At 61.5% G+C, this 26,184-nt stretch carries 22 protein-coding genes and 1 tRNA gene; 9 read left to right on the forward strand and 14 right to left on the reverse strand.

Going from position 1 to position 26,184, the window contains the following annotated elements; translation table 11 throughout:
- Nucleotides 1-10 precede the first annotated feature (10 nt).
- The 6 genes from VGF98_09780 to VGF98_09805 form a co-directional block, all read right to left on the reverse strand.
- Nucleotides 11-1,369, reverse strand: a complete 1,359-nt coding sequence (locus VGF98_09780) for an alkaline phosphatase family protein (GenBank protein HEY1681914.1) — start codon at nucleotides 1,367-1,369, stop codon at nucleotides 11-13.
- Between the two features lie 130 nt (nucleotides 1,370-1,499).
- Nucleotides 1,500-1,658 carry a hypothetical protein gene (locus tag VGF98_09785; protein ID HEY1681915.1) on the reverse strand — a complete coding sequence of 53 codons (159 nt, stop codon included), beginning with the start codon at nucleotides 1,656-1,658 and terminating at the stop codon, nucleotides 1,500-1,502.
- A gap of 19 nt (nucleotides 1,659-1,677) precedes the next feature.
- Nucleotides 1,678-1,753, reverse strand: a tRNA-Val gene (locus VGF98_09790).
- Nucleotides 1,754-1,763: 10 nt separating this feature from the next.
- Nucleotides 1,764-3,056 carry a S41 family peptidase gene (locus tag VGF98_09795; GenBank protein ID HEY1681916.1) on the reverse strand — a complete coding sequence of 431 codons (1,293 nt, stop codon included), beginning with the start codon at nucleotides 3,054-3,056 and terminating at the stop codon, nucleotides 1,764-1,766.
- 103 nt (nucleotides 3,057-3,159) lie between these two features.
- On the reverse strand, nucleotides 3,160-4,122 hold the full coding sequence (locus VGF98_09800) for an L-threonylcarbamoyladenylate synthase (protein HEY1681917.1): 963 nt from the start codon (nucleotides 4,120-4,122) through the stop codon (nucleotides 3,160-3,162).
- On the reverse strand, nucleotides 4,123-5,007 hold the full coding sequence (locus tag VGF98_09805; protein HEY1681918.1) for a PhzF family phenazine biosynthesis protein: 885 nt from the start codon (nucleotides 5,005-5,007) through the stop codon (nucleotides 4,123-4,125). It lies immediately after the preceding gene.
- 70 nt (nucleotides 5,008-5,077) lie between these two features.
- On the opposite strand from VGF98_09805, the gene VGF98_09810 reads away from it, so the two are divergent.
- The 4 genes from VGF98_09810 (at nucleotide 5,078) to VGF98_09825 (ending at nucleotide 9,542) form a co-directional block, all read left to right on the forward strand.
- Nucleotides 5,078-6,418 carry an alkaline phosphatase family protein gene (locus VGF98_09810; protein HEY1681919.1) on the forward strand — a complete coding sequence of 447 codons (1,341 nt, stop codon included), beginning with the start codon at nucleotides 5,078-5,080 and terminating at the stop codon, nucleotides 6,416-6,418.
- Nucleotides 6,419-6,559: 141 nt separating this feature from the next.
- Nucleotides 6,560-7,837, forward strand: coding sequence for a 3-oxoacyl-[acyl-carrier-protein] synthase III C-terminal domain-containing protein (locus tag VGF98_09815; protein ID HEY1681920.1), 1,278 nt, complete (start codon nucleotides 6,560-6,562; stop codon nucleotides 7,835-7,837).
- A gap of 5 nt (nucleotides 7,838-7,842) precedes the next feature.
- Nucleotides 7,843-9,021 carry a sulfotransferase gene (locus tag VGF98_09820; GenBank protein ID HEY1681921.1) on the forward strand — a complete coding sequence of 393 codons (1,179 nt, stop codon included), beginning with the start codon at nucleotides 7,843-7,845 and terminating at the stop codon, nucleotides 9,019-9,021.
- A gap of 14 nt (nucleotides 9,022-9,035) precedes the next feature.
- Nucleotides 9,036-9,542, forward strand: coding sequence for a hypothetical protein (locus tag VGF98_09825; GenBank protein HEY1681922.1), 507 nt, complete (start codon nucleotides 9,036-9,038; stop codon nucleotides 9,540-9,542).
- A gap of 1 nt (nucleotide 9,543) precedes the next feature.
- Here the strand turns inward: VGF98_09825 and VGF98_09830 are convergent, their stop codons facing one another.
- Nucleotides 9,544-12,258 (reverse strand): adenylate/guanylate cyclase domain-containing protein, encoded by a 2,715-nt coding sequence (locus VGF98_09830; protein ID HEY1681923.1) that lies wholly within the window; start codon nucleotides 12,256-12,258, stop codon nucleotides 9,544-9,546.
- On the opposite strand from VGF98_09830, the gene VGF98_09835 reads away from it, so the two are divergent.
- The 3 genes from VGF98_09835 to VGF98_09845 all read left to right on the forward strand — a co-directional run bounded on the left by VGF98_09835 (nucleotide 12,250) and on the right by VGF98_09845 (nucleotide 13,599).
- On the forward strand, nucleotides 12,250-12,747 hold the full coding sequence (locus VGF98_09835; GenBank protein HEY1681924.1) for a cupin domain-containing protein: 498 nt from the start codon (nucleotides 12,250-12,252) through the stop codon (nucleotides 12,745-12,747). The two genes, VGF98_09830 and VGF98_09835, sit on opposite strands and share 9 nt — an antisense overlap.
- Before the next feature lie 2 nt (nucleotides 12,748-12,749).
- Nucleotides 12,750-13,166, forward strand: coding sequence for a CARDB domain-containing protein (locus VGF98_09840; GenBank protein HEY1681925.1), 417 nt, complete (start codon nucleotides 12,750-12,752; stop codon nucleotides 13,164-13,166).
- Nucleotides 13,167-13,236: 70 nt separating this feature from the next.
- Complete coding sequence (locus VGF98_09845; GenBank protein ID HEY1681926.1) at nucleotides 13,237-13,599, forward strand: rhodanese-like domain-containing protein; 363 nt, start codon at nucleotides 13,237-13,239, stop codon at nucleotides 13,597-13,599.
- Nucleotides 13,600-13,611: 12 nt separating this feature from the next.
- Here the strand turns inward: VGF98_09845 and VGF98_09850 are convergent, their stop codons facing one another.
- Nucleotides 13,612-14,967, reverse strand: a complete 1,356-nt coding sequence (locus VGF98_09850; protein ID HEY1681927.1) for an alkaline phosphatase family protein — start codon at nucleotides 14,965-14,967, stop codon at nucleotides 13,612-13,614.
- A gap of 55 nt (nucleotides 14,968-15,022) precedes the next feature.
- Complete coding sequence (locus tag VGF98_09855) at nucleotides 15,023-16,465, reverse strand: hypothetical protein (GenBank protein HEY1681928.1); 1,443 nt, start codon at nucleotides 16,463-16,465, stop codon at nucleotides 15,023-15,025.
- Nucleotides 16,466-16,579: 114 nt separating this feature from the next.
- Between VGF98_09855 and VGF98_09860 the strand changes: the two genes are divergently transcribed.
- Entirely contained in the window at nucleotides 16,580-19,111 is a 2,532-nt protein-coding gene (locus VGF98_09860; GenBank protein HEY1681929.1) for a SpoIIE family protein phosphatase, read from the forward strand.
- Between the two features lie 5 nt (nucleotides 19,112-19,116).
- Here VGF98_09860 and VGF98_09865 read toward each other — a convergent pair whose 3' ends face one another.
- Entirely contained in the window at nucleotides 19,117-20,460 is a 1,344-nt protein-coding gene (locus tag VGF98_09865; protein HEY1681930.1) for an alkaline phosphatase family protein, read from the reverse strand.
- Nucleotides 20,460-21,659 (reverse strand): patatin-like phospholipase family protein, encoded by a 1,200-nt coding sequence (locus VGF98_09870; protein ID HEY1681931.1) that lies wholly within the window; start codon nucleotides 21,657-21,659, stop codon nucleotides 20,460-20,462. Before VGF98_09870 ends, VGF98_09865 begins: the two co-directional genes overlap by 1 nt.
- Nucleotides 21,660-21,762: 103 nt before the next feature.
- Between VGF98_09870 and VGF98_09875 the strand changes: the two genes are divergently transcribed.
- A complete protein-coding gene (locus tag VGF98_09875) occupies nucleotides 21,763-23,859 on the forward strand; it encodes a catalase (protein ID HEY1681932.1) in 2,097 nt (698 codons plus the stop codon).
- Between the two features lie 120 nt (nucleotides 23,860-23,979).
- On the opposite strand, the gene VGF98_09880 is transcribed toward VGF98_09875, so the two are convergent.
- From VGF98_09880 to VGF98_09890, 3 genes are all read right to left on the reverse strand, one after another.
- Entirely contained in the window at nucleotides 23,980-24,912 is a 933-nt protein-coding gene (locus tag VGF98_09880) for a GAF domain-containing protein (protein ID HEY1681933.1), read from the reverse strand.
- A gap of 140 nt (nucleotides 24,913-25,052) precedes the next feature.
- Entirely contained in the window at nucleotides 25,053-25,712 is a 660-nt protein-coding gene (locus tag VGF98_09885) for a hypothetical protein (protein HEY1681934.1), read from the reverse strand.
- Nucleotides 25,713-25,739: 27 nt separating this feature from the next.
- Nucleotides 25,740-26,123: a transcriptional repressor gene (locus tag VGF98_09890; protein ID HEY1681935.1), complete on the reverse strand. Its 384-nt coding sequence runs from the start codon at nucleotides 26,121-26,123 to the stop codon at nucleotides 25,740-25,742.
- Between the last annotated feature and the right edge of the window lie 61 nt (nucleotides 26,124-26,184).

The raw sequence follows: 26,184 nt of genomic DNA on the forward strand, positions 1-26,184 counted from the left end.
CGTTCCGCATTTATTCGAAATCGGGAGGTCGCGTGTCGACCGCTCGCGTTAAGAAAAATTGCTCGTCTTGCGGAGCCTTGATCGGCACGAACGCCCGCGGCTTCTGCTTGAAGTCGAAGCAATCCAAAGCTGGGGAATTTGCGCGCTTATCGGACGCCGACAACTGCGGCAACCCGAACAGATCTTCGGTGAAGCGCAAAATGCTGCCGTGCTCGTATTGCACGTTCGATATGTAGTTTTTCTTGGCGTACGGAGAAATGACCAGCAACGGAGTCCGGAACCCTAAGCCGTCATACCCTGCGTACGGCGGAGGAACCTGATCGTACAACCCACCCCAGTCGTCCCAGAAGACGAAGATGGCGGTCGAATTCCAGAACTTACTGTTGCCGACGGCGTTGACCAACGACGTTACCCACGAAGGCCCGAGGCCGCCGCCGCAGGCGGTGTGATCCGACTCTTCGCACGTAGGCGTGATCCACGTCACGCTCGAGAGCGTGCCTTTTCTAACGTCGCTAAGAAACTTCTTTTGCGGGTTGATAACGTTCGCCCAATCCGGACCGTAGCGGATATGTTTGATCGCCTGATAGCCCGACCAAAAACCACCCATCGGTTGGGAAACCGGACTCGTGTAGAACCGCCACGTGAGTTTTGCGGTGTCGAGTTCGTCGCCGAGCGTCGGGTAATCGAAACAGGCTTGTTGTTGGGGTCCGAACGTCCGGTCTTTCAAGATGGTACCGACCTGGGCGCGCGTTCCACCGTCACAGCCCCATTCGGGCCCCAGCGGTACGTCCACGCTCGACTGCGCCTGACCGGCGATGATGTATTGGTGCGAAACGAAGCTCTCGTCGACTTGTGAGGGGTGGAAATTGTCGCCGAGGACCCACTCCTTTGCCATATCCCAATATGGTTTCGATTCGTTGTGCGGAACGTAGACGTATTGAGGGTTGGGCGGTCCGCCGTACGAATATTCTTGATCGAACGCATCCATACGGCAGTGCGTGCCCGGCATTTTTCCCGTACCGTCGCACGCGGCAAACATTGCTTGGGCCGAATGATCGATGACGTATTTCGTTTTCAAGCTGACCGGCTGCAGCTGGATCGTTTTACCCTTCGAATTTTTTCCGCTCGACACGGTATTCGCACCCGGGTACCCTTGGAACATATTGTCGACCGTACGATTCTCTTGCACGATGATGACGACGTGCGAGATCGCGCCGGCGCCGCTTGGCAGAATCGTGTGCAGCGGCACGCCGTTCGGTGCGCTTTGCGGCAACCCGCCGACGGAGTTGGAATTTGACGAACATGCAACCGAAGCGACGGCAGCTATCGCCGCCATCGTCGTCCGTAACGAACGAATAGAAAAAAACATAGCGAGACCTCCTAAGGGGGAAGCGACGCGTCGTTCGACGGTATGCGCCGGCTTCACTCCGAAGCAACCGGCCCGGTTAGCACGGTTGCGGTGTCGACTAGCGAACGTTTGAACGGGAGGCGACGTCCGGTTAGGGTTCGTCCGGTCCCGTGCCGCCTTCGTTTGGTGGTATGCTTCCCGGATCCGGAGTTTCGGGCGCCGGTCCAATGCCCGGTTCGGCGGGCGACGACGGATCCGTCGTTTTGTGCGACTCGTCGTGCCCGCGTTGGTTACTCAATCGGTCGGTCATAGCAATCCTTACGATACAATGGTGGGCGATGACGGGCTCGAACCGCCGACATCCTCCGTGTAAGGGAGGCGCTCTCCCAGCTGAGCTAATCGCCCATGCCAGCCGTTAGATCGTTTTGGCTTGCGCTATCTTCTTCTGCAAGAATAGGATTGCGGCCCGCAACTGTGCGTCGTGATCGACGTCACCGATGAGAGAATCGCTATTCTCGTCGACACGCAAATCGGGCTCGATGCCCTTGAGGTTGATGTCGCGCCGGTTGGGCGTCAAATAATGGGCGGTCGTGATTTTGATGCCGGCGCCGTCGGGCAACGCCGTTAGCGTCTGCATCACGCCTTTGCCGAAGGTCTTGGTGCCGACCAGTATTCCGATTCCGTCGTCCTGTAGTGCGCCGGCCGTGATCTCCGACGCCGATGCGGTATATTGATTCACCAGAACGATCAGGGGCAGCGTGACCGACGTTTCGTTATCGGCGCGGATGGTTTCTGCGCGATTACCGCGTTCTTCGAAAATCAGCAACGTCTTGTTTGCGATGAATCGAGAACTGATCAACAGCGCCGAATCGACTAAACCACCTCCATCGAAGCGCAAATCCAAGGCAATCGCTTTGGCGCCTTGCGCTTTCAAGCGCGCGACCGCCGTGTCGAACTCCGACGGCGTGGCTTTACCGAAAACCCTAACGTAAATATAGCCGATATCGCCGGGCAACATGCGAAAGACGACGGTCGGCGGCTGCACTTCGGCGCGCTCGATCGAATACGGTGTTTCGGTTCCGCCGTTGCGCACGACGCGCAGGACGACGGTCGAGCCCGTATCGCCGCGTAACCGCTTGCTGGCATTTTCCACCGACATGCCTTTGGTCGAGGTCGAGGCGATCGATGTTAGGACGTCGCCGGGTTGTAGTCCGGCCCGATCGGCGGGCGTGCCCGGGACGACGTACGTCAAGTCGATTTGCGATGTGGCTGCGTCGATGCCGATCATAACGCCGATTCCGCCGATTCGCTCGGGATCGAGCGCCTCATTAAATTTCTTCAACTCATCGGGCGTAAAGAATTGCGTGTAGCGGTCACCGAGCGATCCCGCCATCGCGCGAATCGCAGCGTATGCGAAATCGGTCGGCGATGCGTGCGCGGCGTCGGCCGCCGCCGCGATCGCGGAATCCAATCCGGCAACCGTCTGCGTAGGATCGGATTCGACGCGCAGCGCGGGCGGACCGATCGTCGTGCCGTGTTTCTTCGCTTCGTCGACCAGCGCGTCGGACGCCGCAGCGAGTAGGGACTGCGGACTGACCGTGCGATACGCGGTAGACGTCAGCAGCGTATAACTCAACTGAACGTCGCCGGCAACGCCCGCAGGCAGCACCGGCGGCTGCGCCGCGGCTAACAAACAAACGGATAGCACGACAAGCGCGCTACGACGACCGAAATTCAGCATCGCACCTCTTTACCGGCAAAACATAACGTCACGCCACTTCGTTACCGGCCGCGCAGTTCCGCCGGAAGGATCAGCTCGACGAAGCTTCCGCACGGCGCAGCCGGTCGGCGATCGCGAGGCCGATGCCCCGCTCCGGAATGCGTTCGGCGTCGATGCGTTCGAGCGAGCGTTCGTCGAGTTCGTGTAGCGCCTCGAACAACATCGCAGCAGCTTCACGCAAGTCGCCAGTGGGCGAGAGAACGCGCGAGTACGCATATCCCGGCGCCGGATGGCGCAAGCCGAGCCAGCCCGCACGCGAGCGGCTGGCAGCGGGCACGCTATCCCAGTCCACCACGTTTAAGGGCGTCGCCGGGGCGTAGTGGTGGACGACGTTGCCGGGAACCGCGACACTTCCCGGCGTCGCTCCACGGGCCAGCGGTCCGATTACTGCCTCGATCTCCTCGGGGCCGATAGCGCCGGCGCGCAGCAACGCCGGCTCCGGATCCAAAGATACGATGGTCGACTCGAGCCCGTATTCGGCCGGTCCGCCGTCGACGATCAGGTCGACCGCGTCGCCGAGGCCGCGCCAAACGTGCTGCGCGCGCGTTGGGCTCAGCCGTCCGAACGGGTTGGCGCTCGGCGCCGCCAGCGGCACTCCGGCGCGCTCGATGATCGCTCGAGCGACGGGATGCGCCGGCGCTCGAACGGCGACGGTCGCGGCACCGGCCGTTACGATTCCCGGTACGGCAGCAGCTTTCATGAGAACGATCGTCAGCGGCCCGGGCCAAAAGCGCTCCATCAGTCGATATGCGGCGGCCGGAATCGCGCCGGCCACCGCCTGCAGCATCGCCTCGCCGGAAACGTGCACGATGAGGGGATCGAACGACGGGCGTCGCTTGATCTCGAAAACGCGCGCGACGGCCACAGCGTCCAGCGCATTGGCGGCCAATCCGTACACCGTCTCGGTGGGAATGGCGACCACGCCGCCGTCTCGCAGCAAGGCTGCCGCGCGCTCGATCGTTGCCTCGCTCGATGCCGCAGGCGCCGGGGCCACCTAAACGAACAGCGTTCCGCGCCCGGCGCGCACGGCGCTGCCGCCCACTTGGAACGCCGGCGCGCCGTCGGTACCTCGCGCGCGGCGCACGAACAGCTCCGATTCGCGCCCCATCGCGACGCCCTGCCGAATCGTGAAGCGCTCGCCGCCGGGTAATGCACCCTTGCGATCGAGCATCGCCGCCAGCGGCCCGGCAGCACTCCCGGTCGCCGGATCCTCGGCAATCCCCGACATGGGCGCGAACATACGCGAATAGGCACCTTTGCCGGTGAGTGCGTACACATAGACGCCGTTGATATCGTCCCAACCGGCCCGAGCCCGCACCTCGTCGGCCACGACGGCGGCGCGGTCGACCACCGCCTGACTTGCGACCGGGACGTACAAAAAGGGAACGTCGGCGCCCGCTAACCCGGCCGGCAGATCCGGGCGCAGATCTGATGCGCTCAGGCCGGTCATGGCCGCGGCCTCGGCCGTCCCGAATTCCGCCCCGAATCGCACCGGCGGGGTAGTAAGCCACGCGACGGTTGCCGACAGACTGCGTTCTATGGCGATACGTATCGGGCCGATACCGAGTTGCAGTTGGAACTCGAGTGCCGCCGGTTCCACCCAGCCGGCGTCGTCGGCGAGAACGAGCGCCGCCCCGATCGTCGGATGTCCCGCGAAGCGCATCTCGTGAAATGGAGTGAAGATCCGCAATGCAGCAGCCACGCCGGGAGCGCGATCCACGAACACCGTTTCGGAAAGATTCAGCTCGCGCGCGATCGCTTGCATCGCCACGCGATCGACGTTCGCCTCGAAGAACACCGCCAACTGATTGCCCGAAAACGGGCGGCTGGTAAAGACGTCGAGGAGCGCGTACTGCAGTTCGACCTCGTACCTCATCATTAATTAAGCGCTTGCTGCCTTCGATCGGCGGTGTGAAAGATGAATGGTCGGCCTGAGGAATAGTGCGAACATGAATCGCAGGCTACTGCCTATCTTCGTCGCTTTCTCTATGGCCGCTTGCTCTTCATCCGGCGGCGGATCGTCGACTCCATCCGCGGCCGTCCCGACCGCCAATCCAGGACCGGCGACAACGACCCCCATCAAACATGTCGTCATCATAATTCAAGAAAACCGGACCTTCGATGATCTTTTTTCGACGTTTCCCAATGCCGACGGTTCCACCGTCGGCCTGCACGACGGTAAGCCGTTTCACAACACGCGCGGGCCGTTGGTCGGAAAAGATCTCAATCACATTCACTCGGGTTTTAAAACCGAATACGACGGCGGCAAAATGGATGGATTCGACAAGGTCCATTTCGGTGCGAGCGGACAGGGACCGCCGGCCGGAACGTATGCGTTGCGCTACGTCGATCCGAGCTACATCCAACCGTACTGGGCGATGGCACAACAATACGCGCTGGCCGATCATATGTTTCAAACGCAAGGCAGCGGAAGCTTCACGGCCCATCAAGATTTGATCCGCGGCAACACCGCGATCAACGATCACGAAAGCTTGATCGATTTTCCGTCGCGTGGTCCGTGGGGATGTGACGCCGGGCCGAGCGCGCACACCTCGTTGCTCACCGATACCGAGCAGTATCTTTTCAACAAAGGTCCCGCGCCGTGTTTGGATTACACGACGCTGCGCGATTTGCTCGATGCGAAAAACGTGAGCTGGAAGTACGACGTGCCTCCGCTCTACGGCGGCACCGGATACCTGTGGAACGCGTTCGACGCAATTCGTGCCGTGCGCTACGGCAACGGCGGTGCGGAGTGGAAGGGCAACGTGATCTCGCCGGAGACCGGCGTGTTCAACCAAATTTCCAACGGCCAGCTGGCCAACGTCACGTGGCTCATACCGTCAGCTCAGAATTCCGACCACCCCTACTATATCGACCACGGACCGCAGTGGGTTGCCCAAGTCGTGAACGCGATCGGAAAGAGCCAGTACTGGAATTCGACGGCGATTATCGTCACGTGGGACGATTGGGGCGGTTGGTTCGATCACGTGTCGCCGCCGCAACTCGACTATCAAGGTCTTGGCTTTCGCGTGCCGATGCTCGTAATATCGCCGTACTCGAAGCCGTCGTACGTTTCGCACACGCAGTATGAGTTCGCCAGCATTCTCAAATTCGTCGAAGACAACTGGAACTTGGGCCGCATCGGCGTCAACGACGTGCGCGCCGCGAGCATCGCCGATTGCTTCAACTTCTCGCAAGCGCCGCGCGCCTTCACCACAATCCAGTCGGACTTGTCGCGTGAATACTTCGAACGCGAACGCCCGAACAACGTGCCCGTCGATCCGGAATAGCGACGCCGCTTCAGAAGTTAACCGCAATCATCGCTATATGATGACTAAAGTTCTTAAGCTCAAAACGAGCTACGGAACGGCCGCCTTGCTGAAATGGAAAGCCTAAGAACCCAACGAAAGGCGGCTTGGAAGACAAACGTTATGATAACATCGACCTCCATCCCCGCCACCCCCGGATCCCGTCAAACCGCTACCGCCGCCGGCACCATCGCGGGCGGGCGCCTGCCCTACCCCGTGCCCGTCGTCTTTGCCGATTTCGAGAACGTCGTGATGACGCCATTACGCGATCAAGACGAACTCAAAAAGATCCAAGTTCATTTCATGACGATCGCGCAAAGTGCCAAGCGCGGTCTAACCACCGACGCAGAACGCGAGGAGCTCGGTCGCGCGATCGCCGAACGCATGGAACGTTTTGGCGCGGCCTCGCGCCACATCTCTGCGCGCCAAGTCGGCGTTCTCGACTCGAACTTCGTCGTACGCGACGAGCTAGCAACCGGTTCCATCGGTGAATACGGTAACTTGCGGGTTCCGACCGGCGAGCCGCTCGACTCGCGCATGAGCCTATTCGAACAAACCGCCTACACCATGCTTGGACGGGTGTACGGTGAAGGCGCGACCCCACCCGATGGCATCGTGCACGTTACGTGCTCCGGGTACGTCTCGCCGAGCCCCGTTCAAATGTTCTTCTCCCACCGCGGATGGCTGCGTACTGCAGTAACGCACTCGTACCACATGGGATGTTACGGCGCATTCCCGGCGATTCGGACCGCGCTCGGACTCGTCGGCTCGTCGTACGTGTCGCTGCCGGAGCCGAAGAAACGTGTCGATGTCGTGCACACCGAGTTTCTGTCGCTGCACTTCGATCTGTTGGGTGAAACGCCCGATGCCTTCGTAACGTCCACGCTGTTCGCTGACGGTTTCATCAAATATTCGGCCTACCCGCACGTCGAGTTCGCGAAGACCGGACGGCGCGGCTTGCGCGTGCTCGCGTTCGAGGAACAGTTGCTTCCCGACTCGCTTCCCGAAATGACGCTTCGCCCGGGGCCGCTGCAGTTCGACATGTCGCTATCGAAGCGCGTGCCGTTCTTGATCCGCGATTCGATCGCGGGATTCGTTACCGCGCTGTGCGATCAAGCCGGCATCGACTTCGAGGCGGAAAAAGGTCGCATGGTGTTTGCCATCCATCCTGGGGGCCCGGCAATTCTCAACCAGATTCGTAACCGCTTAGGCATCGAAGAATCGCAGTTGGAGGCGAGCCGCCGGGTGCTCTTCGAGCGCGGAAACATGGCTTCGGCGACGGCACCGCACATCTGGCAGGAGATCGTCGAATCCGAGGACATCCCGACCGGAAGCAAGGTGCTTAGCATGGCATTCGGCCCGGGCCTGACAGTAATCGGCGCCCTGTTCGAAAAAGTCTAGCAGCCATGGCTTCCCAACAGACGACTCCCAACCAGCGCTTCAGCGTGCCGGCCGGCTTCTACTGGGCCGTGCGCGGGGTTCATGCCGGTGCCCCGCTCTTCGTCGGCCTCGGCAATCTCGAGTCGCAGGTACTCGGACGCCGCATGCGCGAGGTCAAGGTCGATCGACCCGTCTACATTTGCGGGCTGCCGCGCGCGGGCACGACGATTTCGCTCCAAATGCTGAGCGAGCACCCCGATGTCACCACGCATAAGTATGCAGACTTTTTGATGCCGTACGCACCGTATGCGTGGAACTGGCTGTTTCCGAAAGTTCCGGTCGATGCGATGCGCAAACCCGTGCCGCGCATCCACCGCGATCGCATTCAAGTGACGCGCGACAGCGCCGAAATGGGCGAAGAGATTCTGTGGGAACGCTTCTTCCCGTTCATTCATAACGAAGAGCGCGTCAGCGTTTTGGACCGCAATACCAGCAATGCGGATTTCGAGCGGTTCTACACCGAGCATCTGCAAAAGCTCTTGCTTTCGCGCAAGCGCCCGCGGTACGCCAGCAAAGCGATCATGTGCGTCATTCGCATGCAATATCTGCTGAAGATGTTCCCCGACGCAAAGTTCTTGCTGTATATCCGTAATCCGATCGATCACGTTGCGTCGCTCCTCAAACAAGATCGCATTTGGGACGAGCTCGATCGCGACGATCCGCGTCAGATCGAGATCATCGAGCTGACCGGGCATCACGAGTTCGGGCAGCGGCAAATCATGGCCAACGTGGGCGACTCGCGCGTGCTCGACGAGATTCACGAATTGCGCGACGCCGGCCGGACGACGCGCGCTCGCGCCCGCTACTGGTCGTACATGTACGATTTCGTGCTCGCCCAGCTCGCGGGCGATCCCAACTTGGCGAAAGCCGTCACGGTCGTCCGCTACGAAGACCTGTGCGGCGACTCGGGAACCACGATCGACCGCATCATCGCGCACGCAGAGCTCGACCCGGCGAAGTTTACCGCCGTGCGCGAAACGTACACACAGAAACTTTCGTTACCCGACTATTACAAACCCAAGTTCAACGCGGACGAACTCAACGATATCGTCGAAGTGACCGACGCGACCGCCAAGCAATTCGGGTACGACGTCGCCGCCATCGCGAACCGTGTAGCGGTTCCGGCAGAAACGAGCACAGCGTAATGTTACGTACGATTATGAGCGTTCTCGCGGCCGCGGCGTTAACCGGTTGCGCGGCTTCGACACCGGTACAATCGTCGATCCCATCGACGACGACCGGCGCGGCTATTCCAGCGGCGAAAAGCACCATCGCCGGACAGTACCAAGGCACCGGCAAGGACTCGCAGTACGGAAAAGGGGAAGGCGCGGCCGACCTTTCGCAATCCGGGAAAGCGGTCGGCGGCGCTCTCGGTTTCGAGTATCAGCCACAAAACGTCGACGGCTCGGCGGCACTGATCGATAAGGCCGGAGCCCTCGCGGGAACGATGACCGTGACGATCGGCTCGGTCGCGTGCAGTTTCACAGTCGCGGCCGCGTACGACGATCAGAAATTTACACTCGACGGAACGTACACCGCAAAGCATGGGTGCACCGGAGAAACCGGCACGTTCAAACTCAAGGAGCGCTGCTACTACATCGACGGAATCCGTACGCACAACGCTCGCCGGGCGCGTCCGGCGGCGGGCGGCCTCAAACCCTGCTAGTTTAGAGCTGCTGCGCGAATGCGGCGGCGCGTTCGTCGCTCCACATCGCACCTTCACGCACGGCCGTTTCATACGGTGCGTCGCCCATCGCACGTCGCACCTCGTCACGTAAGCGGCTCGCAATCGCCGCATCGGATGCAGCCAACGTCCACTGCAAACGGCCGAGTTGCGCATCGATGAACCCGATCGTTCTCGCTCGCAACACCATTCGATCGTCGCCGGAAAGCGCGGCCAGATAGAGCGTCGCGCACAGCTCGGCGACTTCGTGGCGCGCTTCCCGCGCCAACCGCAACGATTGACGAGCGAGCGGGAGGGCCGCATCGCTATCGCCGAGCGCGACGTACCAGCCGGCCATGCCGTTGATCAAGAACATCAACAGATCCGGCGGACAGCCATCCAGCGCTCCGGCGGCAATCGACACGGCCGCCGCTGGGTTGCCGGAAACGCCTTCCGCATCGGCCCACCACATCATCGCTCGCGCCATTTCGTCGTCCCGGCCGAGCGCGCGGAACAGGTCGATCGCTTCGGCGTATCGGCTTCGCGTCAACGCCATGTCGGTCGATTCCGACACCATCGCGCAACGCTGCAGCGTCGCCGCCAACAAGCGCGGCTCGCCGGCCGCGCGAGCGAGCTCGAGTGCGCGATCGGCCGTGGCGCGCGCGTCGTCGATTTGACCGCATGCGGCGCTTTCGTATGCGACTTGCGACAGCGAGCGCGTGAGACCACGCTCGTCGCCCGCAACTTCGTACCGTTCGACCGCTTCGCGTGCGCAGCGCAGCGCGCGGTCGTCGGCGCCGAGATTATGGTACAGCATCGAAGCAGCATACTGCAGACGCGCCGCCGTTCGTGCGGACAACACATCGGTGGACGACATCGCGCGTTCGCACCATCCGGCGCCCTCGCGTAGCAGCGAAAGGCGCATAAACAATGGAGCCGCCGATGCCGCCAGCGACGCGGCGTCGTCGAATCGTTCCGGACGTTCGAACGACCACCGCAACGCAGCCCGCACGTTGTCGAGTTCGAGCGCGTAGCGCGTAAGCCAGTCGGCGCCCGGATCGGTGTCCCATTCCGCGTACGCTCGATCGGCGAACTCGCGAAACGTGCGCGCGTGGCGTTCCAACGCCGCCGGTGCTTCGCCGTCCCCATCGAGCCGATCGCGCGCGTATTCCCGAATCGACTCGAGCAACCGGTAGCGCTGCGTTCCGGCGCCGATATCGGCAACGAGCAACGACTTCTCCGTAAGCGATGTCAACGCATCGAGTGTGTTCCATTCGCCGGCGCCGTCGAGTTCGCAAGCGGCTGCCAGCGTAAACCCTCCCGCGAACACCGACAACGCGCGGAACGTGCGTCGTTCGTCGCCTGCGAGTAAGTCGTAGCTCCAATCGATGAGAGCGTGCATCGTTTTTTGACGCGGGTCGCGATCTCGGTCGCCGGACGTTAGCGCGCGCAACTCTAGGCGACGCAACAGTTCTTCGAGCGAAAGCACGCGCATGCGTGCGGCGGCAAGCTCGATGGCCAGCGGGAGACCGTCTAAGCGGCGGCAGAGCTCGATTGCCAGCGGACGAGTGCGATCGTCGAGGGTAAACGCCGGATCGACCATTGCCGCGCGCTCGGCAAAAAGCGCGGCAGCCGAATCGTCGTCGAGAGACGTCAGCCGATATTCGCGCTCGCCATTCACGCGTAGCGGCGCGCGACTCGTCGCGAGCGTCGCCACATGCGGACAGTGCGCCAGCAGCGCCGACGACGTGCGAGCCGCCGCATCGACGACGTGTTCGCAGTTGTCGAACACCAGCAGCGTACGGCGTTTGCGCAAGACGTCGACCAAGGCGTCACGGGCCGATGCCGCGTGCGAACGGCCGGCCCGCAGCGTCGTTAACACCGCGCTTGGTACCAACTCTTCGTCGCGCAGGGGCGCGAAATCGATGAACCACGCGCCGTCGGGATACTCGGCGCGAACGTCCGATGCCGCGGCGAGGGCTACACGCGTCTTGCCGATGCCGCCCGGACCATCCACCGTCACTAACCGGCCCCCGCCTAACGCGGCGGCGATGGCGGCGCGAGCGGAAGCGCGTCCGATCAATTGCGTCGGCTGTAACGGAAAATTACTGGGCGGCGCCCGGAGCGCGTGGAGCGTTGGAAAGTCATCGCGAAGGTCGGCCGCGCACACCTGAAAGACCCGTTCCGGATCGGGCGTCCCGCGGAGCGTCAGTGCGCCGAGCGCGCGTAAGGTCACTCCGTCCTCGAGCCTGCCGATATGCTCGACGGCGACCGCAGACACGAGAATCTGACCGCCGTGGCCGTGTTCCAGCATCCGCGCGACGCGATTGAGCGGCGGCCCAAAGAAATCGCCGTCGCGAAGTTCGGCATCGCCGGCATGCACGGCCATCCGCACCCCCAGTCCACCGACCGCGTCCCACGGTTCGTCGCGAATAAGGCGTTGGGCGGCCACGGCGGCCGCGATGGCCGGACCGGTAGAATCGAAGGCCGCGCAAAACGCGTCCCCGATCGTTTTGAAGACCGTCCCGCCGCGCGACTCGATCGCCGAGCGAAGCAGCGCGTCGTGGCGCCGGACGGCGTCCGCCATGGCCGCCCCGTGCCGCTCCCAACGCGAAGTGCTGCCTTCGATGTCGGTAAATAAAAAGGCCGGCACGTTCACACGGTACGCGATTCGGGGGAAAAACGCCAGCGCGGAGGGGGGCGGGAGCGCGTGCTCCAAGCCCCTCCCATGCGCAAGGTCAACACTACTGCTCTAGAAGACCTCGAATGGGGATCGCCCAAGAAAAAATACCGAGGTTTCGGGAAGCAAATTTCCGAGGCACTCGGTCGCAAGCCGCTGTCGCTCGATTTAAACGAACGCCACCCGTTCGACGTCGAGATCATGCGTTTAGGACCCGGCGATGTTCCCTATCCGTATCACTCGCATAGCGCGCAGTGGGAGTTTTACCACGTCATCTCGGGCAGAGGTAAAGCGCGCCACGCGGATGGGACGACGCCGATCGAGACCGGTGATGCATTCATCTTCCGGCCCGGTGAGCCGCATCAGCTGTTCAACGACGGCGATGAGGATCTCATCATCTATGTCGTCGCGGATAATCCGATCGGCGAATCCACACATTATCCGGATAGCACAAAATGGATCGTGCGTTCGCCGGAGCGCGCTATCGTTCGATCCGCACCCATCGATTATTTCGACGGAGAGGAATAACTATGAAAATACTATTGTCGTTCGTCACCGTAATCGCAATGGCAACGCTTCCCGCAGCGGCCGCATGCGCCGGCGCGGATCCCTCGCTCGGCAGCGTTTCGGCCGGCCACGTTTCCACGGCCGCCGGATTGTCGACGTATCGGCTCACCGGTACCGTCACCAATGCCGGCAACACGGCGCAAGCTTCCGATGTGCTGCAGTCCGTCGATGTCTTTCAAGACGGGCAAAAGGTCGATACTATTGGCATTCCGCCGCTTCATCCGCATCAATCGTACACGTTCTCGTACTCCGCGAAGCGTTCCAGTGAGGCCGGCGCCGGAACGACGAAGATGCTGTTCCGTCTCCGCATGAGCCGGCCGGTTGGAACCGGGCCGCAAGACTGCAACGCGGGGAATGACTCGAGCACGATGACGTTCTAGCGCAAGATCCCGACCAGCAGTTGTTTGCGCCTCGCGATGGGGACGGGTCCGTTCCGGGTAATGATGCACCATGAACGAGCGCAGCGAAGTCGGCCTTTTGCCCGGCGACCTGGATCCGACGACCAGCATCCTCGACGTCCGGCATTCCGGACACCGCCAGATTCGCGGGGCCTTGCAATACGACCCAAAGGCGCTGCTCGACGCCGATCCGCTAGCACTCCCGTTACCGCACGATAGAACGGTCGCGGTATACGGCGACAACGACGAAACGGTAGCGCGGGTCGTGCAAAAACTGCGCGCCGCCGGATATTCCGGCGCAGCACCGTTGGCCGGCGGCATCGCCGCCTGGGAAAGTGCTGGTCTTCCGCTCGAGGAGGTTACCGAAGAGCAGCCCGTTCCGGGCGAACCCGGATCGGGCATGCAGCGCCTTTAGCGAGCGGCCGCCTTATTCGTAGTCGGTCGGCTTACCCGAAGGTTTTTGCTTGAGAAAGTACGCCTTGGAATATTTCGTGCCGATCGTTACGAACTTGCGCGGAGGTTGCGTGAAATCGAATACGTCGTCGATCATGCTGGCGGCGCGGACGTCGGTCGTGCCCAAACGCGACAGACCCCAGTTGTCTTCGACAAACTTGATGATCGTTCCGAATTCGTACTGATGGTGCGTAATGTACCCTTTGCGCGCATACGGCGAGATTACCATCATCGGGACGCGGAACCCGAGGCCCCCGAACGACTGCGTTCCGGGAGGACGCACGTGATCGTACCAGCCGCCCCAATCGTCCCACGTAACGACGATCGCGGTCGAGTTCCAATCTGGGCTATTGCCGATCGCGTTAACGACCTGCGCCACCCAGGACGGTCCGGTGTCCGATGTATCGCCCGGATGATCCGAGTTTTGATAATCGGGAATCACCCACGAAACCGACGGAAGGTTGCCCGCGGTAATATCTTTGAACACGTTGGTTTCCGGCCACGTGACGTTAGTGTTCCACTCCGAGCCATATCGCACGGCCCTGATTCCATCGAACGCATTCCACAGGTCTCCGCCGAAGCTTTGGCCGACTTCCGGCGCGTAATAGCGCCACGGCACGCCGCCCGCATCGAGCGGATCGCGCAACGTTTGATACGACAGGCATGGAAACGGCCCGGCGTTGTGCATGAAAGCGTTCGTTTTGGTGATCAGGCTGGTTTGCGATCCCTTTTCGGCGTCGCAACCCCACACCGGCCCGATGCTAGGAAAATCGATAACCGCATGCTCGGGATCGATGTTGGTGCCGCCCGCGATCAAGTCTTGGTGGGCGGTGTAACTCCCACTACCCTCGGTTTGGAACGTGTGGTCCGACAACACGTATTGTCGAGCTAAATCCCAATACGGAACGATCTGCGCCGGGTCGACATATTGATACACGTACTGGCCGCTGATCGGCCCGATGTTCACGGTGTCGAAGCCGTTCATGCGGCCGTTGTTCCAATCGTGGATCCAACAACATTCGTATCCGTTACCTGGAGAAATGCGGCTCTCGAGATTCGCCTTCGCTAGCCGAATGTTTTGCCCGTTATGTCCCTTGCCGACGGTAACGCCGTCGCCGCCGGGAAACGTCGCGAATAGATTATCGTAGGTGCGATTTTCTTGAATGATGATAACGATGTGTTTGAAATATTTGCCCGCTTTTGCCGGTGGCAGGTTGGGGAGGGGACCGGTCGTCGGTCCATTGCCGCCGCCGCCTCCGCAACCGGCGAACACGGCCGTCAAACATGCGAACGCCGCGACGAACGCACGATTCACCCAGTTATGCTTCATACGGGCGGTATCATCGGGGCCGCGGCGATTTCCCTGCCCGTTCGAGTTCGAACCTCTACGTGGCGTACGGTAGAACGCTTGAAGAGCAACCCGCGCAACGGACCACGATCGTTTGCACGCCGCCGTGCAATACAAGCGGTACGACGACGCCCGCACGGCCGGCGGCGATCGTGGGGCGGCCGCTTACTCGCAACCGCGCCGCATCGGTCCAAAACGCGAGTGCGAACGGCGTTGCCTTCGGCGCGGCGATGGTCAGCTCGACGCGTCCGGCGAGCACCCGCGCCACCACCAAACGCGGCATTTCGGCTGCAGGCACCGGCACCATCGGACGATCGAAACGCGATCGAGTTTGCGCGTCATACCGGAAAATGCGCGACGGAAACGTGTGCCCGGCTAGGAACGTCATGCCGGCCGTGCGATCGTGATAATCGATGGTCGCCGGATAGAGCGCATCGCCGCCCAACACCGGCGACGGTACCGCCGGCGCGGCCGGAAGCGACGGAAACGCCACGGCGCGTGGAGACGAAGCAAACGCACGCGCGTCGCGCGCCGCATCGCGCAAGGTTTGCCGGCGCAAATTATCGGCCGCCACGCGTCCGAAGAGCGCGTCGACGATCGCGTCGTCGCCCGCGTTCGTTTCTTCGCCGCTCTCTTGTTGCGTTACGACCACGAGCGGTTGCGTCTGGCCGGCTGCAGCGTAGGCGTCGATCACCTGCCGCACGTAGCGTTTCGCGGTGTCGATGCTCATGCCGGCGCGTTGCAGATCGTCAGGATCGGTAGAAAACCAGTCTTCGCGACCGCTCAAATATGCCCGCGTTAGATCGCGAGCCGTCCATTCGAACGCGACCTCCGGACAACTCGCGTACGGATCGGGTCGCTTGTAGGATTGCGGGTCGGCGCAGTACGTACCCCAGGGCGCACCACGGTCGGCGGTTCCGTCGACGCCGTGACTATTCCACGCAATTCCCCAAAACGCGTGTTCCCCAAATGCACCGGCGCGCGAAAGATCGCGCTCTTGCCCCGCGCCTGCGACGCTTACGGTCGGAACGTACCACGGCATGGCCGCCCGCATTCGATCGTGCAGGCTGGCAAAGTATTCGGCTTCAACGTCGTCGCCGTTGGCGGCGTGAAAGCGATTGTAATAATCGGCGAGTCCGATCCACCACAAATCACCGAGCATCCACGTCATCGGAATCGAATATCGTGAAGCCGTACGTTCCAGCGCCAACATCCCGGAAACAGAGAACCGTTGCTGCAGCGAGGTCGCGACGAACCGCGTCTGCGTGGGGCCGTTCGGAACGGCCCAAGACGGCGGAGCCACGACATACGATCGCGACAGCGCGAACGAACCGCACTGCGCGTAGCGCGCGTCGATCGGAGAGAACGACCCAGCCGGCACGCGGTACCACAAGCCTGCGTCGTACGCCACGGCGCACGAAGTCGAGCTTTCGTCGTACGTACGCGCGATCGCGGTATGCTCGCACGCCAAAAACGCCACCGCGAACGCGATGAAAAGTCGTGGCGCGCGCCCCGGCGACCGCCGTCGCTCGCCCGCCCTCCCTACAGACCAAGGGGGGTTTTTTGTCTGCTGCGAGTAGGACCTAAGACTCACGTGTCGATTTTTCAACAGCTCCAACAAGCGCTCGATTCGGACGATGCATTTGCCGCGGTAGCCGATGCGATACCGCAGTTGGTTTGGACGTCGGCTGCCGACGGGACAATCGATTATTTCAACCGTCGCTGGATCGGGTACACCGGCGTAACGCTGTCCGAATTGCGGGATCGCGGGCCGGTGCCCGAGATCGTCCATCCCGACGAGTTGGACGAGACGTGGTTCCGTTGGAATGCGTCCATTTCCGACCGAGTGCCGTTCGAAATCGAACATCGCCTGCGCGGCGCCGACGGAAATTATCGTTGGTTTCTCACGCGCGCCGAACCGCTGCGAAACGCCGACGGCCAGGTCGTGCGCTGGGTCGGCACCGCGACCGAGGTCGACGAGCAGCGCAGGCTGCGTGACAGCCTGGCGTTCATCGTTGAAACGAGCAACATCTTCCTCTCCTCGCTCGACGAACGCGCGATTTGCCACGCGTTAGCGGACATCACCGTCGGAAACTTTGCCGACTGGTGTTTCGTTTGGTTGATAGAAACGGGCAGTGTCCGCACCGCCGCCATCGCGCATAAGGATGTAGCGTTGTTGCGGTGCGTCGAACGATTACGCCTGCGAGACCTGCCGTTCGCGGGCGCCGCGTTATCGCGGGTGCTCAGCGAAGGGTCACCGCTGCTCGTCGAACGCATCGTTCCGGAACGCTTCGCACAAGACGCCTGCGAACCGTCGCACGCACAACTTCTGCAAACGCTTCGACTGCATTCGGCGATGGTCGTTCCGATGGTGACGCCCTCCGGCACGATTCTCGGCGCGCTCGGCGTGGCGTCCGCCGAATCGGGGCACGAATTCAACTCAGGCGACCTCGACGTCGCCGGCGCGGTAGCGGCGCGGACCGCGGCGGCGATCGAAAACGTTCGAATCCTGGCCAGCGAACGGACGACGTCGCAACGACTCCGTTTTACCAGCCGCGTCAACGAGATGTTGCTCGACTCGAGAGACGTATGGAGCACCATGAAAGCCGTGGCGACCGCGATCGCAGAAGATCTTGCGGACGCATGCGCCGTGATCAAGCTCGAGGGCGACGCCATTCGCGTGGAAGCGGCCGCCGCTCGTAACCCGGTCGCGGCCGCGGCGATGGCCGCCTTAGAGGGCCAGCGTCCGTTGCGGCCCGAGGTAGAACGCCGGCTCGCGCGCCGGCTCCGCGAACACGGTTCGGTGGTCCACGATCCCGACTCACCGCAACGGATGAAGTTGCGGACGTGGCCGTATCTGGCCGATCACATCGACGCCCTGCGCGTCCGGTCGACCGTGATCGTGCCGTTACATTCGGCCGACGCGACCTACGGTGCACTCACGGTGATGTTTTCGGAGCACTCGTACGAACCGTTGCGCGACTTGCCGGCGATCGAGGATGTCGCGGCACGCGCATCGGTCGCGGTCGAGCGAACCGAAACGTTCGAGCGCGAACGCAATATCGCATCCACGCTGCAAAAAGCGTCGCTGCCGACGATCATTCCGAAATCGAAAGGATTGCAGTTCGACGCGGTCTATCTGCCGGCCGGACAACAGGCCGAAGTTGGTGGCGATTGGTACGATGCGATCGAACTCGACGACGGGTCGGTCGTCATCAGCGTCGGCGACGTTACCGGACGCGGCATTCAGGCGGCCGCGATCATGAGCAAAGTGCGTCACGCGATGGGCATGGTGCCGCTGCACGAAGTCGACCCCGCTAAGATTCTCGATTCGGCCGAATGGTTTTTGCGCAAGCGGTATCCCGAAGCGATCGTAACGGCATTCGTTGCGATCGTGAACCCCGAGCGGACCTCGATGCAATTTGCCAACGCGGGGCATCTTCCACCGTTTTTGCGGCGGCACGGCCAACTGCTCGCACTCGAGGATGCCGGTTTGCCGCTCGGCCTGCGCTATATGGAGACCGGCGCGCAGAGCCGCAGCATCGAGTTGCACGAGGGCGATCTGCTCGTCTTGTTCACGGACGGTTTAGTGGAATGGAATCGCAACTGGGATGAAGGCGAACGCGCCCTAGAGCGCGTCTTGTCGAGCCACGCGGTTGTCGCAACGGGAGCGCCCGCAAAGCTGATCGCGCGCAGCTGCTTGCCGGCGCGTCCGTACGACGACGTCGCGATCTTGGCGGTCCGTGTCGGACGCGCGCCGGTTTGGTCGTTCACTGCAGACGATGCGCGCGCCGCAGTCGACGCACGCAGATCGTTCGTCGCCTTCCTCCGCCGGAGCCCGGGCGATGCACAGATGGTCGCGCGTGCCGAAGTCGTTTTCGGCGAACTGCTCGGTAACGTGGTACGCCACGCTCCGGGACCGGTGGAGATTCAGCTCTATCGCAACGATGGAACGTGGAAATTGCACGTGATCGATTCGGGCGACGATTTCGATGCGTCGGGCACGCTGCCCAGCGATATCTTGAGCGAACTAGGCCGCGGGCTCTATATCGTGCAGCAGCTAGCGAAGCGCGTTCGGGTAGAACACGTCGCCAACTGCGGCAATCACATCACCGTGGAGCTGTAAACGCCTTACTCGGGATCCTCGATGTCCGGGCTACCGGTTCGAGTATCCGAGCTCGGATCGAACGGCGGAGCTTTAATCGGAACGAAGGCGCGTGGCCGCTGCTTGAAGTCGAACGCATCGTACAGGTTATCGGAGCGAACGTCGGTCGTTTGCATCGAACCGAGATCGAACGTTTTTTCCGCGAACTTGAGGATGCTGCCAAACTCGTGCACTTTGTGCGACACGTAGCCTCGTTTCGCATACGGCGAAACGACGACTAACGGGACTCGAAACCCCAACTCGTAGTGATTGTAGAACGGAGGCTTGACGTGATCGTACCAGCCGCCCCAATCGTCCCACGTGATGAAAATAGCCGTCGAGTTCCAATATTGACTTTCGCCCACTGCGTTAACGACTGCGGAAACCCACGAAGGCCCCTTAGCGCTTAGGCTGTCGGGATGATCCGAATACGCGTCCGACGGCGGAATCACCCACGACAGCGAAGCGAGGTTGCCCGATCCGATATCCGCGAGAATCGTTTGCGACGGCGTGATGACGTTGGCGTAATCCTTGCCGTAGCGCACTTCTCTGATCGCATCGAAGGCGTGCCAGTTGCCGACCCCGAGGTCGTGCTGATAATACCGCCACGACAAGCTTTTGGCATCGAGCAGATCGGCCAGCGAGACGCGTTTGAAACACGCAAACTCATCGGGTCCGTACGAGCCCGTGTGAATGTCGAGCGTTTCGACGTACGAGGTATCGGGGGCGTCGCAGCCGACTGGCCCGGGCTTTCCGTTCTTATCGTCGACGCCGTTGCTCGAAACGCTGTCGGACGACGCCGGCAACGCGGTAGCCGCGCCGCTCACGATGTACTGATGGGCCGGGAAGCTGCCGGATTGCTGCGTCTCAAACATGCGATCGGCGAACACATATTGGGTTGCCATATCGAGATACGGTTGTACTTGATGCGCGGGTGCGTACCCGTATGGATGCTGATGCTGACTCCAGGGAAGGCGGCTATCGAAGCCGTCCATCTTACCGTCGTTGTAGTCGGCGATAAACGACTCACGGTTATGTCCGAGGTCCCACGGGGCGGCCAGCGAGATCGGGACGAGTCGGATGCTTTGTCCGCGCGAGTCGACACCGGTGGTTGCGATGTCCGCGCCGGGAACGCCTTGAAACAAATTATCCGGCGTGCGATTCTCTTGAAAAATAATAACGATGTGTTGAATTGGCGAAACTTGTGCTCGGCGAGCGCGCGTGGTCGAAACTACCGCTTGACTGGATTGGGGAAGCGACGAACCGGACCGTTCGGCGCACGCCGAAACCAGAACGAGTCCGATCGCCGCACATAGGAATCGTGTTTGCACTAGACGGCGAACGTTTGCCAATCGTAGTCGGAAAACCCTCGGATGTAGTCCAGCCATCCGGTGCGATACGTTTTCCCGATTCCGACTTCGTCGTCGAATCCTATCACGCTGACCTCCAGCACCGCTTTTGGCCGGATATACCGTAAAGCGGTGGCTGGAACGCCGTGCAACAAGCGGTGGAGAATTTCGTCGTTTCCGACGACGGACGACAGCAACTGTGCGGGAACGCGTTCGAGGGCCCGCTTGCCCAACGACTGGAAGTATGCGTTACGCATTTCGACTTCCAAAATTTTGCGCTGCATCGTTCCGAAGACAGCGTAGGCAATTTCGATCGCGTCGGTATAGTGGAGTTCGGGTTCGAACGGCGGGTCGAGCAGCACGACGTCCGCCGCGCTGGAAATCGCATGCGCGATGCCGACCGGCGAGTTGCTCGCGACGCCGCCGTCGCAATACGAGTTGATCGTTCCGTCGCCCACCGGTAACTGCACCGGATCGAACACGATCGGCAACGCAGCCGAGGCGAAGATCGCTCGGTGTACTAGGTCGGGCGTCGCTTCCCGCACGATCGTGTGTGGACCGAGCGAAAGCTGCAACGCGTGAATCAGGCGATCCGACAAGTCGCGGTTGTCCGACGGCGGACGCATGTAGAAATACTCCGGCCGCTGCTGCGATAGATTCGTCACGGCAAAAACGAAGGGAATGACGAGTGGCGTTTGCGGATCGATATTTCGTTGGATCCACGCGAGCACCGGTTCGGATTGGAGCATGCCGGCCTGATCGTCGGTGAGGCCGATGAGCCCGACGACGGACCCGACGCGATCGAACAGCCCACTCTCGGGATCGCGTAATGCCTTGTATTGCGGCTTCAGGCGGATCAAATGCTGTCCGCTAATCCCGTACCACAGCTCTTTGAGCTTGCTATACTGACCGGTGGCGACGAACCAGCCGTTCAATGCACCGATCGAGGTCCCGCAGACGCCGCCGTACCCGGGAAGCGGTTGGCCGTCCGGCACGTTGTAGGCTGCGGCCAAGGCGCCGATCAATCCGGCCTCATATGCGCCTCGAGCTCCGCCACCGCTGAGTACCAACGTGCGGGGTATCGGCTCGATCGCCGGTTCTGCGCCGGCCAGCGCCGGGGACGCGAGTAGCGGCGCCGCGCTTACGGCGCCGGCGCTCATAAGGAAATTTGAGCGTTTCATCGTGTAAGCGCACGCTTGGCCGTGCCAGGGTTTCGAGCCTGCGCCGCATGGGCAAAGCGCGTTCACCCTCTTACGAGTTTGAAAGAAACGGGTGTCCCACCTCATGCCCAAAAAGAGCGACCGCGAGGCCGATGCCAGCGGAAAAGCCGGCGAACTGCATCAGCTCGCGGGCGGTAACGTCGAATGTCTGACCACGCAACAAGGCGTCGTCATTTCCGACGATCAGAACTCGCTACGCGCCGGCGCCCGCGGCCCGACGCTGCTTGAAGACTTTGCGTTGCGCGACAAGATCTTCCACTTCGATCACGAGCGCATTCCCGAACGCGTCGTACACGCGCGCGGTTTCGGCGCGCACGGATACTTTGAATGTTACGAACCGCTGACCGAACTCACGATGGCAGCGCCGTTCGCATCGGCCGGAGAAAAAACCGAAGCGTTCGTTCGGTTCTCGACGGTGGCCGGAAGCCAAGGTTCGCCCGATCTGGCGCGCGATGTGCGCGGCTTTGCCGTTAAATTGTATACCAAGAGCGGTAACTGGGACATTGTCGGCAACAATATTCCGATTTTCTTCATTCAAGATGCCATCAAGTTTCCGGATTTGATACACGCGGCAAAACCGGAGCCCGACATCGACGTGCCGCAGGCGCAAACGGCTCACGACAACTTTTGGGATTTTATTTCGTTGACGCCCGAATCGATTCACATGGCGTTATGGATCATGTCCGATCGCACGATCCCGCGCTCGTTCCGCTTCATGGAAGGCTTCGGAATCCACACGTTTCGTTTCGTCAACGCCGAAGGGACGTCGACGTTCGTCAAGTTTCATTGGAAACCGAAGCTCGGCATGCAGTCGGTGCTTTGGAACGAAGCCCTGAAGATCAACGGCGCCGATCCCGATTTTCACCGGCGCGACCTGTGGAACGCCATCGCCGCCGGCAATTTTCCCGAGTGGGACTTCGGCATTCAGGTGCTGGACGACGAGTTTATAAAGAACTATCCGTTTGACATTCTCGATCCTACGAAGCTCGTGCCCGAGGAAGACGTACCGGTCCGGCGCGTCGGGCGCCTGGTCTTAGACCGGCACGTCGACAACTTCTTTCAAGAAACCGAACAAGTCGCGTTTTGTACGCAAAACATCGTTCCCGGCATCGACTTTTCCGACGACCCGCTCTTGCAGGGGCGAAATTTCTCGTACCTCGACACGCAGATCAAACGGCTCGGCAGTCCCAACTTTACGAACATTCCCATCAACGCACCGCGCTGCCCGTGGAGTTCGTTTGCGCAAGACGGGCACATGGCAACTAAGAATCGGACCGGCCGCGCTAACTACGAACCGAACTCGTGGGGCGCCGCCGGCGGTCCCCGCGAGGATCCGGCGACCGGCTTTCGCAGCTTTCCCGCCACGGTCGACGGCGACAAGGTTCGCGAACGTTCGGAAACCTTCGCCGACCACTACAGCCAAGCGCGACTGTTCTACGTCAGTCAAGCGCCGCACGAACAGGCACATATCGCCGCGGCCTTTACGTTCGAACTTTCAAAAGTGCGAACGGTGGCGATCCGTGAACGAATCGTCGGACATCTGCGTAACGTCGATAACGATCTCGCGCGCACCGTCGCGAACGGGCTTCGCCTACGCGAACTTCCGGCGGCAGCATCGGCCGCTCGTCCCACGATCGCCGACCTGCCGCCGTCGCCCGCTCTCAGCATCGCAGACAACGGACCGAATAGCTTTGCGGGGCGAAAACTCGGCGTCGTAATTTCCGATGGCGTCGACGGTGCAGCACTCGACCGGCTGCGTACTGCGGCGGAGTCGGCCGGCGCGAACGTTGAGATCATTGCGCCGCACGTTGGAGGGGTGAAGTCGGCTGGGGGCGCGTGGATCGAAGCCGACGAGAAGCTGGACGGCGCTCCGTCGGTCGTGTACGACGCCGTTGCCGTTTTGACGTCCGAGGCGGGAGCTCGCGAATTAAGCGCGGCGTCGGTCGCACGGGACTTCATCTCGGACGCATTCGCGCATTGTAAGTTCATCGGGTATACGCCGAGCTCGGCGGCATTGATCGAGGGCGTTATCGGCCGCGACCGGCTGGACGATGGCGTCGTGCAACTCGATGCCGATGACAGCGAAGAAGCGTTTATCGTTGCCTGCGGCGCGTTGCGCATTTGGGCACGAGAGGCGGCAATGCAGATCCCGCCTGGCTAAGAACCTGGCAGAAAATGTGCTCGCGAGTTATACTATTCGCGAGCGCATAGTCGCGCTCGGAGGCCGGTAACATGGACGAAGCTATCAAAAAACTCACGCCTCGCGAGGCGGCGCGCAAGTTCACCCCACAGGTGGCTCCGAATCTTCAACAGACGGAGAAGGTGTCCACCCAATCTCCTGGGGCGTCCGTAGAGCGCGCCATGAAAGCAAAAGAGCGTCTACGCGGTCTGGTGTAGCGCGCATCAGCGCTCGAACTCGCGGATGGAGAAACGCATAGCCGAGCAGCTCGGCTAACCCCCGCGCCACGTTCTCGGCGTCGGCGCCGAACGTCGACGGCTGCTCGCGATCTACCGAGAGCATCCCCACCGGCTGATCGAGGACGCGCACCGGGACCAGCAGCAGCCCGTGATACTCGATTTGTGCGTCGCGAATCGAAACGTAAAACGACGATAACGGCGCGTCTTCGAGATTGTATGCGCGGTTTTCGGCGAACGCTTGGCCCATCAATCCGGAGTTTGGCAAGAAGCGAAAACGTTTGGTGCGTTCGTCGCGGATATCGTTGCTGAACATAAAAAACAGATCGCCGTCGCCCTGATCTTGCCACCACAACGATATACGAATCGGCTCGCCCGCATCGCCCATCCATTCTTTCGCGTCTTCCATCCGCTCGAGACAGTGGCGAAACACCGAACTCAACGCCGTATCGTCGTCGACGTCCCGGCGCTGCAGATAGGTATTGAACCACGCAACGGTTCCCAGCCACTCGGCGACTAGCTCCGTCGCCGCTCCGAGCGCATGCTCGAAGCCGGCGATGCCTTCCTCGCCCGCGGCTACTGCTTGCGCGAACTTCACTCCGCCGCCGCCGGGCAACTCGATCGAATCGATGCTCGGCAACAGAACGCCTAACGCGGCAAATCCGAGCCAACCCATCGTGATGAGGTCGGTGTCGGGCCAGTAATGGGCCGCACCGCCGAGCGCGTGCGATACCGCGCCGGCGAGACCAAACACGACCCAGATCGTCCGGATCGGTCCGGGTACGCGCGGGCGTTTCATCGTTTTTCAAGTATCCCCTGAGCGATGCCAACTGTATGGCACACACTTTATTGAGCACTCCGGACGTGAACACGCCGCCCCGTTCGGGAGCGGCGTGTTCACCGGGTCTGCTCAAAATTGGACGCTATGGAGACGCGCGGTTAGATTGAAAACGAAACGATTTCGTCGCCTTCGCGATGGCTCGTCCACCACGCCGATCCGTCGTATGCGAGCGCTCGTACGTCGATATCGAAACCGGCGACCGGGCGTACGTCCGGAGCGTCCTGCGAGATATCGATTTGCGCCAACTCGAGTTTTTCAAACTCTTCGTCGGCACTGATGATATATGCTTCGTTACCCGCAAATCCGAGCCCGGCGAACCGCGTCGACAAATCGATCGTGCGCCGAGGCGCACCGTCGTCACCCAACTCGAGAATGCGCGTGTTACCGAGCTGGCAGAGATATAACGTCGATCCCTTCACCGCCAGATGCGAGCCGGTGTGATCGGGACACGCGCGCTTGGTCGAGAGATCGAACGCGTCTTGCGAACACTCGAACATATACCGATTGTCGTCTTCCAACGCGACCACGACGCGAAGCGAATTCTTGAATGCGGCGATGCCGTAGGGACGGCCCGGCGCCGGAATTTCTTTTACCACTTGCCAGCTTTGCGGGTCGATCGCGTAGAGGCTGTCCGTGTCCCACGATCCCATCCAAAGCAAATTGTTGAAGAATGTTAGTGGCTGCGGGCGTTTAGCGGGCGACGGCCGCCGGCTGAGGACGTGTACGTTCTGCATATATGCGGCACAACTCGCCGCCACCGGCCTGGGTTGCGGACCGCCCGCAGGCTAACGCGAGCACGTCGCGCAGACGCCGTACAGCGTTAGCGCATGATCTTGCACGCGAAAGCGCGGCGGCACGAGTTTGCGTACGTTTTCGATACAGCCACCGACGTCGTACACACGTTCGCAGCGGCGGCACTGAAAATGGTGATGGTGTCCTTTGCCGCCGCGCTCGTACCGCGACGGCTCGCCGGGGATATCCACCGCCTCGAGCCAGCCTTCTTCGACGAACGCGTTGATTGCGCGGTAGACCGTGGCCATTCCCAAGCCATCGATCGTTCTCGAGGCGCGGTCGAAGAGTTCCGGCACGCTGAGCGGCCGGTCGGACTGCTCGAAGACGGCGCGCAGCGCGTCGCGCTGACGCGTCTTTCGATTAGCGGCTACAGACATAACTGCGTTCCCGGCTTCCTCTCACTCGGCGCGCGAGCCTCTTGACGTAACGATATTGATA

Source organism: Candidatus Tumulicola sp., assembly GCA_036490475.1.
Classification (GTDB): Bacteria; Vulcanimicrobiota; Vulcanimicrobiia; order Vulcanimicrobiales; family Vulcanimicrobiaceae; genus Tumulicola.

What these genes read in the sequence shown, in the direction of transcription:
- VGF98_09845 (HEY1681926.1), top strand. Translation starts at nt 13,237, where the DNA reads ATGAACGAGCGCAGCGAAGTCGGCCTTTTGCCCGGCGACCTGGATCCG.
- VGF98_09820 (HEY1681921.1), top strand. Translation starts at nt 7,843, where the DNA reads ATGGCTTCCCAACAGACGACTCCCAACCAGCGCTTCAGCGTGCCGGCC.
- VGF98_09810 (HEY1681919.1), top strand. Translation starts at nt 5,078, where the DNA reads ATGAATCGCAGGCTACTGCCTATCTTCGTCGCTTTCTCTATGGCCGCT.
- VGF98_09780 (HEY1681914.1), bottom strand. Translation starts at nt 1,369, where the DNA reads ATGTTTTTTTCTATTCGTTCGTTACGGACGACGATGGCGGCGATAGCT.
- VGF98_09890 (HEY1681935.1), bottom strand. Translation starts at nt 26,123, where the DNA reads ATGTCTGTAGCCGCTAATCGAAAGACGCGTCAGCGCGACGCGCTGCGC.
- VGF98_09825 (HEY1681922.1), top strand. Translation starts at nt 9,036, where the DNA reads ATGAGCGTTCTCGCGGCCGCGGCGTTAACCGGTTGCGCGGCTTCGACA.
- VGF98_09875 (HEY1681932.1), top strand. Translation starts at nt 21,763, where the DNA reads ATGCCCAAAAAGAGCGACCGCGAGGCCGATGCCAGCGGAAAAGCCGGC.
- VGF98_09840 (HEY1681925.1), top strand. Translation starts at nt 12,750, where the DNA reads ATGAAAATACTATTGTCGTTCGTCACCGTAATCGCAATGGCAACGCTT.
- VGF98_09850 (HEY1681927.1), bottom strand. Translation starts at nt 14,967, where the DNA reads ATGAAGCATAACTGGGTGAATCGTGCGTTCGTCGCGGCGTTCGCATGT.
- VGF98_09880 (HEY1681933.1), bottom strand. Translation starts at nt 24,912, where the DNA reads ATGAAACGCCCGCGCGTACCCGGACCGATCCGGACGATCTGGGTCGTG.
- VGF98_09815 (HEY1681920.1), top strand. Translation starts at nt 6,560, where the DNA reads ATGATAACATCGACCTCCATCCCCGCCACCCCCGGATCCCGTCAAACC.
- VGF98_09870 (HEY1681931.1), bottom strand. Translation starts at nt 21,659, where the DNA reads ATGAAACGCTCAAATTTCCTTATGAGCGCCGGCGCCGTAAGCGCGGCG.
- VGF98_09805 (HEY1681918.1), bottom strand. Translation starts at nt 5,007, where the DNA reads ATGATGAGGTACGAGGTCGAACTGCAGTACGCGCTCCTCGACGTCTTT.
- VGF98_09785 (HEY1681915.1), bottom strand. Translation starts at nt 1,658, where the DNA reads ATGACCGACCGATTGAGTAACCAACGCGGGCACGACGAGTCGCACAAA.